13 protein-coding genes and 1 pseudogene are annotated in these 12,990 nt (G+C 58.1%); 9 read left to right on the forward strand and 5 right to left on the reverse strand.

Going from position 1 to position 12,990, the window contains the following annotated elements; translation table 11 throughout:
* Positions 1 to 561: a carboxymuconolactone decarboxylase family protein gene (locus ACTJKT_RS02070; protein ID WP_440786011.1), complete on the reverse strand. Its 561-nt coding sequence runs from the start codon at positions 559 to 561 to the stop codon at positions 1 to 3.
* A 104-nt stretch (positions 562 to 665) separates the two neighbouring features.
* Here ACTJKT_RS02070 and ACTJKT_RS02075 point away from each other — a divergent pair, with 104 nt between their 5' ends.
* On the forward strand, positions 666 to 1,577 hold the full coding sequence (locus ACTJKT_RS02075; RefSeq protein ID WP_440786012.1) for a cupin domain-containing protein: 912 nt from the start codon (positions 666 to 668) through the stop codon (positions 1,575 to 1,577).
* Positions 1,578 to 1,605: 28 nt separating this feature from the next.
* Here ACTJKT_RS02075 and ACTJKT_RS02080 read toward each other — a convergent pair whose 3' ends face one another.
* Positions 1,606 to 1,833, reverse strand: coding sequence for a transposase (locus ACTJKT_RS02080; protein WP_440786013.1), 228 nt, complete (start codon positions 1,831 to 1,833; stop codon positions 1,606 to 1,608).
* Between the two features lie 503 nt (positions 1,834 to 2,336).
* Here ACTJKT_RS02080 and ACTJKT_RS02085 point away from each other — a divergent pair.
* The 5 genes from ACTJKT_RS02085 (at position 2,337) to ACTJKT_RS02105 (ending at position 9,190) form a co-directional block, all read left to right on the forward strand.
* A complete protein-coding gene (locus ACTJKT_RS02085; protein WP_440786014.1) occupies positions 2,337 to 3,056 on the forward strand; it encodes a hypothetical protein in 720 nt (239 codons plus the stop codon).
* 649 nt (positions 3,057 to 3,705) lie between these two features.
* Positions 3,706 to 4,380, forward strand: a complete 675-nt coding sequence (locus ACTJKT_RS02090; protein ID WP_440786015.1) for a hypothetical protein — start codon at positions 3,706 to 3,708, stop codon at positions 4,378 to 4,380.
* Between the two features lie 11 nt (positions 4,381 to 4,391).
* Positions 4,392 to 4,967 carry an N-acetylmuramidase family protein gene (locus tag ACTJKT_RS02095; RefSeq protein WP_440786016.1) on the forward strand — a complete coding sequence of 192 codons (576 nt, stop codon included), beginning with the start codon at positions 4,392 to 4,394 and terminating at the stop codon, positions 4,965 to 4,967.
* Positions 4,968 to 5,107: 140 nt separating this feature from the next.
* Positions 5,108 to 8,959 (forward strand): hypothetical protein, encoded by a 3,852-nt coding sequence (locus ACTJKT_RS02100; protein WP_440786017.1) that lies wholly within the window; start codon positions 5,108 to 5,110, stop codon positions 8,957 to 8,959.
* A 51-nt stretch (positions 8,960 to 9,010) separates the two neighbouring features.
* Positions 9,011 to 9,190: a transposase gene (locus ACTJKT_RS02105; protein ID WP_440786018.1), complete on the forward strand. Its 180-nt coding sequence runs from the start codon at positions 9,011 to 9,013 to the stop codon at positions 9,188 to 9,190.
* Positions 9,191 to 9,305: 115 nt separating this feature from the next.
* Here the strand turns inward: ACTJKT_RS02105 and ACTJKT_RS02110 are convergent.
* Positions 9,306 to 9,775: pseudogene (locus ACTJKT_RS02110) on the reverse strand (IS5 family transposase); the annotation flags it as partial.
* 128 nt (positions 9,776 to 9,903) lie between these two features.
* Here ACTJKT_RS02110 and ACTJKT_RS02115 point away from each other — a divergent pair.
* Positions 9,904 to 10,065 (forward strand): hypothetical protein, encoded by a 162-nt coding sequence (locus ACTJKT_RS02115; protein ID WP_189635865.1) that lies wholly within the window; start codon positions 9,904 to 9,906, stop codon positions 10,063 to 10,065.
* A gap of 53 nt (positions 10,066 to 10,118) precedes the next feature.
* Positions 10,119 to 10,709, forward strand: a complete 591-nt coding sequence (locus ACTJKT_RS02120; RefSeq protein ID WP_440786063.1) for a helix-turn-helix domain-containing protein — start codon at positions 10,119 to 10,121, stop codon at positions 10,707 to 10,709.
* Between the two features lie 80 nt (positions 10,710 to 10,789).
* Here ACTJKT_RS02120 and ACTJKT_RS02125 read toward each other — a convergent pair whose 3' ends face one another.
* Positions 10,790 to 11,299 carry a hypothetical protein gene (locus tag ACTJKT_RS02125; RefSeq protein WP_016705135.1) on the reverse strand — a complete coding sequence of 170 codons (510 nt, stop codon included), beginning with the start codon at positions 11,297 to 11,299 and terminating at the stop codon, positions 10,790 to 10,792.
* A 380-nt stretch (positions 11,300 to 11,679) separates the two neighbouring features.
* On the reverse strand, positions 11,680 to 11,895 hold the full coding sequence (locus ACTJKT_RS02130; protein ID WP_009044054.1) for a TOBE domain-containing protein: 216 nt from the start codon (positions 11,893 to 11,895) through the stop codon (positions 11,680 to 11,682).
* A gap of 207 nt (positions 11,896 to 12,102) precedes the next feature.
* Between ACTJKT_RS02130 and ACTJKT_RS02135 the strand changes: the two genes are divergently transcribed.
* Positions 12,103 to 12,924 carry an aldo/keto reductase gene (locus tag ACTJKT_RS02135; RefSeq protein ID WP_440786019.1) on the forward strand — a complete coding sequence of 274 codons (822 nt, stop codon included), beginning with the start codon at positions 12,103 to 12,105 and terminating at the stop codon, positions 12,922 to 12,924.
* Positions 12,925 to 12,990 lie beyond the last annotated feature (66 nt).

Raw genomic sequence — 12,990 nt, forward strand, 5'->3', positions numbered from 1 at the left:
TCACTGCTGCGGCGCTTGCCAGCGGTATTTGGCCAGTTCCGGGTTGAGCGGCGTGCGGGCGAACACATTGGCGAAGTTGCACAGGGTCGCCAGGCTCACCCCAAGAATCACTTCCAGGGCATTGCCTTCGCTGTAGCCGGCGGCCTTGAACGCCGCGAATGTCGGCTCGCTGACGTTGCCGCGGGTGGCGATCACCTCGGCGGCGAAGGCGGCCAGCGCCTGCAGTTTTGCCTCCGGCAAAGGGGCCTGTTCACGTAACGCGCTGATCACCTCGTCCGGCAGCTTGGCCTTGTTCTGCGCCACCGCGCTGTGCCCGGCCACGCAGAAATCGCAACCATGGGTGGTGGCGGCCACCAACTGCACCACTTCCCGTTCGGCCAGGCTCAGCTCGGCCTTGCCATTGAGCTCCGATACCCTAATGTAGGTCTCCAGCGCCGCCGGGGCATTGGCCAGGATCCCCAGCAGGTTGGGGATGAAGCCCGAGTTGTTCTGGGCGTTCTGCAAAAACGGCCGGGCCGCTTCGGGAGCGCTTTGCAGAGTGTGTAGAGTGATGCGCGACATGCGGTGGACTCCTGTTGTGTAGGTGTCCGGCCAGTCTGTTGGTTATAAGAATTCCGATCCATATTCTAAAGTAGCGATTACTTGCTCCTGAGTGTTTCCATTAGATGATTTCGTCCAGCCCACTGGTTGATTGGTTATTAGAAAGCCTCGAACTCGACGCCAGCCTGTTCCATGTCGGCCGCTACTGCGGCGGCTGGCACGCCAGCACCCACGGCCTGGCCCGGGCCAGCTTCCACCTGATAGTGCAGGGGCATTGCTGGCTGCATGTCGAAGGCCAGGAGCAGGCCCAGCGCCTGGATGCCGGGGACGCGGTGTTCCTGTTGCGCGACCTGGACTATCGCCTGTCCAGCGCCGAACAGCATGGCGCCGCTCTTGATCTGCCACGCATGGCCATGCAGGCGCTGGATGTCAGCGCCGAGGATGGCGTAGGTCTGGTCTGCGGCTTCTTCCACTTCAGGTCCGGGCTGTCGTCGCTGATCATCGACGGCCTGCCGGACTGGATAGTGCTGCGCGCTGGCGACCCGTCCCTGAGCGCGGCCCGGGCCCTGTTCGAGCTGATCCTGGAAGAATGCCAGCGCACGCCCGCGCCCTCCTCGGCGCTGCTGGAACGCCTGAGCCACCTGCTGTTCCTCTATGTGTTGCGCCAGCAAGTGGCCGACAACCAGGGCCTCGGCGGGCTGGTGGCGCTGGCCCGCCATCCGGCCTTCGCCGCGCTGCTGGAGCAGTTGATCGAGCACCCCGAACAACCCTGGCCCCTGGAAAGCATGGCGGCCTGCACCGGGCTGTCGCGCTCGGCCTTCTTCAAGCGCTTCAACGAACTGGCCGGGCAATCCCCGGGCCAGGTCCTGCTGGCGCTGCGCATGCGCCATGCCTGCCAGTTGCTCAAGGCCAACCATACCGTGGAACAGGTCGGTGCGGCGGTGGGTTATCAATCGGTCGCGGCCTTTACCCGGGCCTTCGCCAAGGCCGTGGGGGTGCAGCCGGGAGCCTATCGCCGCCAGCACGAAGGGCGCTGAAGGCGCTACGATCGCGCTCCATGGTGACCTAGGCCAGTTGCTGGCGCAGACGACGAAGCTCGGCACTCTCACCGCGCTGCTTGCCAGTACCCGGAGAAGCACCGTCACCTTGCTGTTCGTACTGGCACTTCCATTTGCCCAACAGGCTTTCAGCGATGCCCAGCGCCTCGGCTATAGGACGAAGTGGTGTACCGGCGAGTACCTGATCTACCGCCTCGCGGTTGAAGGATTCGGGAAAACGTCTGGCCTGGGTCATGACCACTCCTTGCGGTGGACATTATCCACCTTGAGTCAGTGTCCACCCGGCCCGGGACAGCCCCCCTGGCTCTTGAAGTTACCGAGGTCGGCCATTAACGGAAGCGTTTCTTACTCCCACTGCATTCTGCCTGCGTGGTCCTCGCGCACAACTGGTCACGGTCAATATCAGCAACAACTTTGCGCTTACTGGACTCGCACAGATTGCGACGTCCACGAGCTCGCAGAGCCAACGCATTGGTACTGGCAAGGTTCCAAAACCTCGAACTAGCGTCCTCACCGTCGGACCAGCTCCTCCGGCAAGTTCACCAGGCGTGAGGCCTGAAATCACTCTTTTGGGTCTCCCATTCATTGCTCTCAGCACGATGTCCATCTGTGTCCCTGAGCGGGTTGCCTATGGGGTAACGACTTCGTCTAGCGCTCGAGCGGAGACCTATCGAACGCCATGGTGAGTGAGCCCGGCAGGACGACATCCGAGTTGCTGTGACTTCTATGGAGAGGACTATGGACGGTCGTACTTTACAGTGCTGCATGGGTCAAAACAGTTCAGAATGGAGCGTAATTCAGAGAGGCTATTCAGGATTATCCTCACGAGAAGTATCAGCTGCATTGAGGATGATCAACGATGAATTCTCTCGAGAGTTGTTCTGCTACGTTTGGTGGCCGGATAGCGCATCCCACAACAAACGAGATATAGAGCGAATGTTGTTGCGGCAAGTTCTGGACCAATGCAAGGTACGTGCAATTCAGGCTTTAACTACCCAGCTGACTCATGACATAGCGGAACTCGAGCTGACCGCGTTTAAGCATCGCTCGCAAAGCCCGGCAAGTAGCCTTACTTCCTATCGAAGCGCAATGGAAGTGGCTAAAGAACAACGATGGCCCTCTCCCAGCTCCGTCTATCAACGCCTTACTCGTGGCGTGTTGGGCGAATTGAGTACCGCGGTGATTTGCTCGATATGTCGGGGAGCCGGGTATCAGCTTGTTCATGGACGTTCCGGGCCCTGTCAAAAGTGCCAGGGCAGTGGTCGTCGCCCTTGTTCAGATTTGGCTCGCGCTCATACCCTGGGGATTACTTGGCATGCCTATGCCAAGGCGTGGAAAGCCCCGTTCGAATGGGCATTGAAATTATGTGAGCAGGCAATCCAGTTGGCCAGTGATGTCCTGTGCCGCAATCTTGGCATCGCAGGTAAACTGCCCAAAGCGGCGGAAGTCTTGAGCTAATGCTCGGGCACTGAATCCTGCACTCTGCCACATCGAGTCGCCCCATCGCTGGTTCTCGTTCTACAGCTCCTTGAACCGAGCAATCAGCGACGACTCAATCCCGGTGAGTCTGTTACACCACTTGTTGAATGCCGCTGAACTGACTCGGTGTCTGTAGCAGTGTTCTGGTGCTGGCGTTTGGGCCTCGCCCTCCCCCCCTTGAGCACCACGGTGATTCAGCGACCGATAATACAGGGCTCTGCAAGTCAGACGACAAGAAAGTCCCCCTACCGAGTCCGCTGTTTGGCGTGGATCCACCATCCGAGCCAAAGGCTTTCCCAACTTGATCGCCACGTCGACATCCCGGCGCACTGTTTTGCAGTGTTGGCGCCGACGTCGATGTCTGCGGTTCAGGATACGAGAGCAGTGGAAACGTCGTTGGTACTAGCGAGGTTCCAAACGCTCGAACTAGCCTCCTGATCGTCGAACCAAATCCTCTGGCGAGCTCATTACCGCCCCGCGGTATGCCGTCATCCACTGGCTCCAGGTGCAGGGGAAAGGCGGCTGAAAGTCGATAGCAACGGAGCTGATGTTACAGCTGGCTATCTGCATGACACCACACCGAGAGGTTCGCAGTGCAACGTCTCAATTGCGAGGAGAGAAACGGACCATGAACGCTCCCATCGAAACACTGCCGGCGACCAACGACCAATGGCAATTGAAGGTCCTCCCCTTTATGACTCGAGCCATTGCTGTGATGGGGCTTCTGTTCTTTCTGAGCAGCTTTATCCAGATACACCTGATGCGCGTCGAGCTGCAAACTGCCCCTGAAGTCGAGGAAGCATCGGCGTCCTTTGACGACTTAGAAAGCACAGCCAAGGCCGAGCTGATGCGATGGAATGCCCTGGTGACTCTCGAGCGTGAAACGCTTCGAGCAAGAGAGCAGGCCACCAACGCGGTGATTCTGCGCCAAGCCTCGTTGCTGAACCTCGGCTTCTTGACCGGAATGGTGCTGTGTCTGGTCGGTGCGGTCTTCGTGCTGGGTCGATTACAAGAGCCAGCCACCTCCCTCAGCGGAGAAACACCGCAATTGAAGGTAGCGCTGAACACGTCCTCTCCCGGCATCGTTCTGGTTGTGCTTGGAGCAGGACTGATCTGCGCCACGCTCTTCCATCACTATCAGTTCAACCTGCCCGACAAGACCGTGTACCTGCCGCCGGCCCAGTACACGCTGTCAATACCCTCAGGGACTCCACAGACGTCAGCCACCCTTCATCTGCCAGTTGCCACTGCGCCGAGCGACTCCACCGGCAACGGCACGAGTTCACCTGCACCATTACCTTAGAGGAAACGAGCATGAGTCTAATTATCTCAGATCAGGCATGGACCGCATCGGCACAAAATCTTGGTGTAGAAGTCGCATGCTTGCAGGCCGTCGCCAGCGTTGAGTCGGCTGGCAGTGGCTTCCTTCCATCGCCGTCCAATGAACCGAAGGTGCTCTTCGAGGGGCACATCTTTCACCGACTTACGAACGGGCGCTTCGATGCCACTGCTCCCGACCTGAGTTATCCGCACTGGGACAAGTCCAAGTATGCCGGTTCGCTGGAAGGAGAATGGGCCAGACTTAATGCCGCTATGGCCCTGGACCACGACGCGGCATTGAAGTCCGCCAGTTGGGGGACGTTCCAGCTAATGGGCTTCAACTATCCCACATGCGGCTTTTCGACAGTGCGCGACTTCGCCGAAGCACATCGTGCGGGAGCAGATGAACAGCTGGCGGCATTCGTGCAGTTCATCGATCGACCTCCGTTCCGTGACGCGTTGAGGACGAAGGACTGGGCCGTTTTTGCAGCTGCCTACAACGGACCCGATTACGCAAAGAATCAATACGACATACGGCTGGCCACTGCTTATTCGCAACACTGCGGATAGTCCCGGTGCAACGACCTGAAAACCTCTACATCTCGGCGATAAACGTGTATGGCTCTCCGGCATTTAGGTGTCGGCAATATGACGGCCACGGACGGGCGACGCAAAGTCCATTGGCTTTCGCGAAAACAAGGAGAAATATCATGGCATTTGGTATCACGGCGACAGTCACTGTGGCGGAAATGGTGGCCGCAGACCTGGGTTTCGTATTTATTGATGGTGGGGAAACTGCGGCAGTGACAGCAGGGAAAATTAGTTTTGGCATAGTGAAATCCGAAGGCACGGATGCCGCTAAAACATGGGGTATTGGCCCAGCACTGGAGGGCCTAGAGTTGGCTAACGCGATAACGGATGCCCCGTCAGCCGTCAACTACAACAACGTGAGTTATGTTTTCACCCAGAGCGGGGGAATACTCCAGTATTCTACTTGCAGTGGGAGCGGCTGGTCCGCAAGCACGACGTTGGTTCAGTCTGGCCTCTGCCTCACCGATACGCCAGAACCCACCAAATTCACCCCAGAGTTCGGGCCCTCCGCAGTCGTGTTCAACGATCTGTTGTATGTCTTCTACCAGGGCACGCCTCTCGGGAGCACCACCACCGGGCTCTATTACAGTGTGTTCAATGGAACAACCTGGTCTGACGCCATTCAGGTTGATAATGTGGGTATTTCCTGTTCGCCGTGCGCCGTCGTGTTCAACTACCAGCTCTACGTGTTCCACCAGGGCGGGGGTAATAATGGACAACTGTGGTACAGCGTGTTCAATGGCACCAGTTGGGCGGCCGACAAGCAGGTAGCGGGCGTTGGTATGTCTGTTTCGCCGGCCGCCGCGGTGTACAACGGCGAGCTGTATGTCCTGTACCAGGGCAGTGGTAACGATGGGCAACTGTGGTACAGCACGTATAACGGAAACTGGAGCAGCTCCAATAACACCGACAGCAGCGGGGGCATTAGTGCCGAGCCATGCGCCATCGTGTACGACGGTGAACTGCTTGTGCTCCATCAGGGCTCCGGAAACTCTCGGAATATCTATGTCAACGCTTTCAATGGCAGCAGCTGGGCCGGCGACACCCAAATGGCCCCGATAAGGCTCTCAAACTCCCCCGCCCCCGTCATTTTCAACGATGAACTGTATTGCTTCTGGCAAGGCCCAGGATCAAATGGACAACTGCAGTATAGTGGAAGTGATGGCAGCAACTGGATGCCAACTACGACGCTGAGCGGCGCCCAAATGTCGTGCAGCCCGAGCGCCACGGAATTCAACAATCAGCTGTATTGCATGTATCAGGGCTCGTGGCAAAGTGGCTACCTTTACCAAAGTGTTGGCACTGTCCAGTCGACTTGGTCTTCGCCAAGCACCGCAAGCCCGATTAGCCTGTCCGCGTCACCTTCTGTGGTCGCCGTCTCCGACACGCTGCTTTACTCCTTCTTCCAGCAGGAGGGGCAGCTCTGCTATACCACCTGTACCACCACCACCAATGCGTGGACATCGTCCTACCTTGTCGGGTGGTGGTCATCGGCCACCCAGCTCAACACCATCGGCCTCATGTACACCCCCTCGGCCGTCATGTTCACACCGAGCGGGGCCACCTCGGCCCAGCTCTACATCTTTTACCAGACCGCCGATAACACCGTCTCCGGGCAGCTTTGGTATGTGATCTTCGATACCGCCACGGGAACCTGTTCGTCCCCGATTCAGGTAGCCAACGTTAGCCTGTCGTACTCACCTTCGGCAGTTGTTTTCAATAACCAGCTCTACGTCTTTTACCAAGGCGGCGCGGGTGGGCAGGGCAATAGCGGGCTGTACTATGACTGTCTGTCGACTGCTGGAGCCTGGTCCGGCAATACCCAAGTTCCCGGTGTGGGTATCTCGTTCGCGCCGGCGTCCGTCGCATACAACAACCAACTCTACGTTTTCCACCAAGGCGAAGGAAGCGGACAACCCGATAGTTATCTGTTCTATGACTGCCTGTCGAGCGCTGGAACCTGGTCTGGAGATACCCAGGTCCCCGGCGTTGGTATCTCCTACTCACCGGCAGCTGTCGTGTACAACAACCAACTCTATGTCTTCCACCAGGGCGAAGGAGGTGGACAGCCCGGCTATGACCTTTTCTACGACTGCCTGTCGAGCTCTGGAAGCTGGTCCGGGGACACTCAGGTGCCAAACCTGAATATCACCTACTCACCTGCGGTCGCTGTGAGCAACAACAAACTCTACGCCCTTCACCAGGGGGGCAACGCTAATGGGCAGTTCTGGTTCGACACGTTTAACGGCACCACTTGGACCGGTGACATCCAGGTGAATCCGCAGGTACTGTCGGCATCGCCGTGTGCGGTGAACTTCGGCAATGTGATCTACAGCTTCTACAATCAAGGTGGTCAATTGTGGTGTAACGGCAACGCCGGTGGGGCGGCCGTCTGGTTGCCTGAGACCCAGATCCCCGGTGTCACGCTCTCCGGGACGCCGTCCGCGGTCGTGTTTAATAACGAGATCTACGTTTTCTACCAGGGGGCCAGCAATAACGGGCAGCTCTGCTATGTGACCTACAATCCGAGCACGAGCAGTTGGGCCTCGCCAGTTTGGATAAACTCTGCGGGCGAAGTACTGATGGAAAACTCGCCGTCCGCAGTGGTTTTCAACAATGAACTGTATGTTTTCTATCAGGGTGTTGGCGCAAGTTGGTGCTACAACACCTCCGGTAACGGGTCGACGTGGGAAGGACAGGTCAAACCGTCCATTGGTGGAGGGGAGGCTTCACCGTCTGCCGTCGTGTACAACGATCAGCTCTATCTCTTCTACCAGGGCGGTGATGACTGGGGGGTGTATTACAATATATTCGATGGTAGCAGTTGGACTCCTAACGCTCCTATACCAGGCTATCCCGTCATCTCCGCTTCGCCATCAGCCGCGGTCTATGGGGGTGAGCTTTATGTCTTTTACCAGACCTCGAACAATAGTGGCGGGCTCTGCTACTCCGTGCTCAACGGAAGCACTTGGGGTTCTATCGCTCAGGTGACCGGTGTCTCCATGTCCGGATCGCCAGCGGCGGTCCTGCTCAACAACTACGCCCTCTGGGTGCTGTATGAGGGGGCCGGCAATAACGGCGAGCTGTGCTACGTAGCCTACAACGGCCAACTCAGCTGGAGCACGCAACACCAGGTGGTCCCCGCCGTCTCCTCAACCTATTACTCCGGTCAGAATGCCATTCTGTCGTGGTGTCCGAATCTGTTGGTCTCGGACAAGCTCCTCTATGTATTCATGCCCGCATCGAAAGAGGCAGATGTCCCCTACTACCTATGGTCTGCCGACGGAAGCAGTTGGAGCACCCTGTACAAGGTCCCCGGTACGGGCATTTGGGATTCCCCATCGACCGTCGTGTTTAACAATACGATCTACCTCTTCCACACGGGCACCAGTGGCACCTCATCTGGCACCGACAGTCAGCTTTGGTGCAACAGCGCGCCCTGCAACCCTGCCGGCCCACTGACCTGGTCCGGCGACAAGCAACTTGTGAACGGGGCCACAGGGCAAGCTATGGGGCTGATGGCTAACCAGTCGCCTTCTGCGGTGGTGTTTAACAGCAACATCTATTGCTTCTTCGCGTCACCGAACCATACGCTCAGCTATGTCATATTTAATGGCAGCAGCTACAGCCCAAGCGTTCATTATATTATTCCCAGTTCGGGCTCAAACGAGATAGCGAGTTCGAGTCCGGCGGCGATCGTTTACAACAACCAGCTTTACGTCTTCTTCCAGGGCGTTGGTAGCAATAGCCAGCCGGATGGGCAACTTCTGTACGTCACCTCCTCTAACGGATCTAACTGGTCTGGTGTTCAACAAGCTGGGTACCTGCAAGCGGCGACCGGACTCTCCGTTTGGAATATCCTGTCGACTCAGGTTCAGTCCTTGGTCCCTCCAGTGATGACGAACATCTGGGGCCAAGGCCCCATTGATGATGCGGATATTTTTGGACCAAACCTGTTTCCAGCGCCTTGATGAAACGGAACTCCTCGATAGATGGAGAATGCATCTATCGAGGAGTTTTTCATGACCGACAAACGCAGAACATTCGACGACAGCTTCAAGCTGGAAGTCATGAGGATGATCAAGGACAAGGGCCTGGGCGTTTCACAGGTTTGTCGTGACCTTGATATTGGTGATACGGCCGTTCGGTGCTGGGGACAACAGTACGAAGCCGAGCAGTTAGGGCTGGTCGGGGATGGGTAAGCCGTTGACCTCTGAGCAGCAGCGTATCCGGCAGTTGGAGCAGGAAAACCGTCAGTTCAAGATGGATAACTATGTACTCAAGAACTACCTCCCCGGCGCTTCGCAACCTATTGGACTAGGCTCTGTACGAAAAGTAATGTCGCAAACACCACATGGCACAGGCCAATGAGACCATCGCGGCAAACTTTTCGCGAGCTTGTCGAAGCGCGTAACGATACGGCGGTTCTCCTTCAGCCATCCGAACATGCGCTCGATAATATTGCGCTGCCGGTATTTGGGCCGATCAAACAACCTGGGCAAACCCGGTCGAGGCTTTCGCTTCATGCTTCGCAACGGGATCACTGGCTGCATCCGATAACGATCGCAGTAACGGCGCAAGGCCTCTGCGTCATAACCCTTGTCAGCCAGTAGCCATCGACAGCGTTTGCAGGGACGGCCGCGCAGGCTTGAAATGTAAGCCTCATCCAGCAGCGGCTGGGCATACGCGATATCGCTGACCTGCCCGCCTGAAAGTAGGAAGTGCTAAGGCACGCCATTGGCATCGCACAGCATGTGAATCTTGGTCATCAGGCCGCCCCGACTGCGTCACTTCTGCAGAAGCGCTCTCAAGAACCAAAATGAATTAATAAATAAATAATCAGTATTTATGGTTATAAAAATAACCACGTACTCTCAGCTCATCCCGCCCATTGGTCACGACAGTGAAGTGCCTTATGAAACCGACTGACAACCTTATCGACTTCGCCCAGTTCCGCAAACGCAAGCAGGCCCAGCAGCTGGCCCGGGCGATGTGGGAGATGTATGCGCGCAATGCCGGTTACCAGGCGTTCCAGTGGGTTCAGGCGGCCCGGCCGACCAGGACATACAACGCGTGAGCGCCCAGGAACCCTCGCGCTTTCTGGCGAGCGCCGACGAACCCAGCCTTGACTTGACCCACCTGGAAACTCAGGAAGAAGACCCCATCAGCCAACGGGTCGCGCAGAACCTGCAACGCCTGCGCAGCAAGCGTCATCTGTCCCTGGATGCCCTGGCCCGCCAGTGCGGGGTCAGCCGGGCGATGCTGGCGCAGATCGAATCCGGGCGCAGCGTGCCGTCGATCAAGGTGCTGTGCAAGATCGCCAAGGGCCTGAAGGTGTCGGTCGCGGCCTTTCTCGAACACCGCGCCTTCGAAGGCGTGGCGGTACTGCCGTCGAGCCAGAGCAAACGCCTGGTCAGCGCCAGCGGCGCCTTTGTCAGCCGTGCCCTGTTCCCCTTCGACGTGGCGCGCCAGTCGGAATTCTACGAACTGCGCCTGAGCCCGCTCGGCGAAGACCAGTCCGAAGGACACGGACCGGGGGTCCAGGAAAACCTGGTGGTGTCCCAGGGCGTGCTGGAAATCAGCGTCAATGAAGAACGCTACCTGCTCTCCACCGGCGACTCGATCCTGTTCTACGCCGACCAGCCGCACCGCTACCGCAACCCGGCCGACAGCGAAGCGGTGGCCTACCTGGTGGTGACCTATCCGGAGCGCCTGGACTGATGCCAGCCGCAATATAAAACCCCAATGAAAAAGCCCGGCGGGATTATCCCGGCCGGGCTTTTTTGTGCCGCTGCTAGAAGTCAGCAGGTGCAGCACATCATCGGCATGCCGTTGCAGCTCATCATCATCGGCATGCCGCAGTCGTTCATCATCTTCATCATCAGGGCGCAGCAGCTTTTCATCATGTCCATGTTCATGCCGGCCATCGGCATGATCTTGCACATCATGCAGTCGGCTTCGAGGGTGCATTCCATCACGCACTTCATCGACGGCATCGGCATGCCCATCATCGGCATTGGCATCATGGCGCCCATCATCGGCATGGCCATGCTCGCCTGGGACATGCACATCATGCTCATGTTGGCGCAGTGCATCATCATCGGCATGCCGCAGTTCATCATCATCTGCATCATTTGCGCGCTGTTCTTGAACATGGCCATGTCCATACCCGCGGCCGGCATCATCTTGCACAGCATGCCGTCGTCCATCATTTCGCAGCTCATGGTCGCCATCATCATCGGCATGCCCATCATCGGCATCATCGGCATGTTGGCGTTCATCGGCATTTGCATCTGCATGGCATTCATCATGGTGAGACTCCCTAAGCGATTCGATAGTTGGACGAAGCTGATGGGGCGGATTCTAGGGAGTGGCGAACGCCGCACAAGATGCCGATCGAACAGCAACAGCGACTGCCGGGGCAGCTTCAGCGCAGCCGCTCATGCGGGATTTTCCGCTTTAGCAGCAGGATGGATTTCATGACGTACAAGCTCATGACAAGAGCATGTTTTCCGCTGCGATGGATATGCGCGAATCAGCGCATTCAATAACCCAAAGAAATAATCATTCTAAGGAGGCCCGACTTTTCTCGGGAAAGGCGGCTTGCCACCCTCGCCCGAGCCCTGTGGCGGGGTTCGGCGAGGGTCGCAGGCGCGGTGCGGGGCATGACGCGGGGTCGGGACCAAAGGTCTCAGAGCTTGGCGATCGACACTTCGGTGGATTTGACGAAGGCGATGACCTCGCTGCCGACCTTCAATTCCAGGTCGCGCACCGAGCGCGTGGTGATCACCGAAGTGACGATGCCCGAGGCGGTCTGCACATCGATTTCCGAGACCACCTGGCCTTCATGGATCTCCTTGATGATGCCCTTGAACTGGTTGCGAACGTTGATTGCCTTGATGGTCATGGTGGGCCTTCCTGTCTGGGGTGGGCACTGGCGCATCGCCGTGCAGGGCTCTAAGGTGCTCTGTGCCTTTTGATATTAAAAGGAATAAATAGTAGTTATTTTATTCCTTAAATGAATATAAAAGATTCCCTCCCTCTTTTCGTTACCTTGACCGACACCCTTGCCTTTGCTTCTCTGGGTCCTTGCTAACCCTTTCAGGAGATTGTCATGCGAACACTCGAGCTGGCGGGCGTGCCCGTCCCGGTGATTGGCCAGGGAACCTGGCGCATGGGCGAGGAGCGCCACCAGCGCAACGCCGAGATTGCCGCACTGCAGGCCGGTATCGAACGAGGCATGAGCCTGATCGACACCGCCGAGATGTACGCCGAGGGCGGCGCGGAGGAAGTGGTCGGCGCCGCCATCACCGGCCAGCGCGACCGGGTGTTCCTGGTCAGCAAGGTGTACCCGCACAACGCCAGCCGCAAAGGCATTCCCCAAGCCTGCGACCGCAGCCTGCGCCGCCTGGGCACCGACTACATCGATCTGTACCTGCTGCACTGGCGTGGGCAGTACCCCCTGGAGGAAACCGTGGAGGCCTTCGAGCGCCTGCGCGAAGACGGCAAGATCGGCCGCTGGGGCGTGTCCAATTTCGACCTCGATGACCTCGAGGAGCTGGCGAGCCCGGCCTGCGCCACCAACCAGGTGCTGTACAACATCGAAGAACGCGGCATCGAATTCGACCTGCTGCCCGCCGCGCAACAGCAGCCTTTGCCGCTCATGGCTTACTGCCCTATCGCCCAGGCCGGCAAGCTGCTGCGTCACCCCACGCTACAGCAGGTCGCCGAACGCCATGGCGTGACCACCGCCCAGATTTCCCTGGCCTGGGTCCTGCGCCAGGACGGCGTGATCGCCATTCCCAAGGCGGTGCACCCCGAACATGTCCGGCTGAACGCCGAGGCGGCCGAGTTGCGCCTGAACGACGAAGACCTGGCGGCCATCGACCAGGCCTTCTCTGCGCCACTGCACAAGCAACGACTGGCGATGGTCTGAGCCTGCTGTCGCGAGCCGCACCACAGCAAAAAAACCTGGCGCCCATGCCAGGTTTTTTTTCGCCCT

It is taken from the genome of Pseudomonas sp. 22526, assembly GCF_052044735.1.
GTDB classification, from domain to species: Bacteria; Pseudomonadota; Gammaproteobacteria; order Pseudomonadales; family Pseudomonadaceae; genus Aquipseudomonas; species Aquipseudomonas piscium.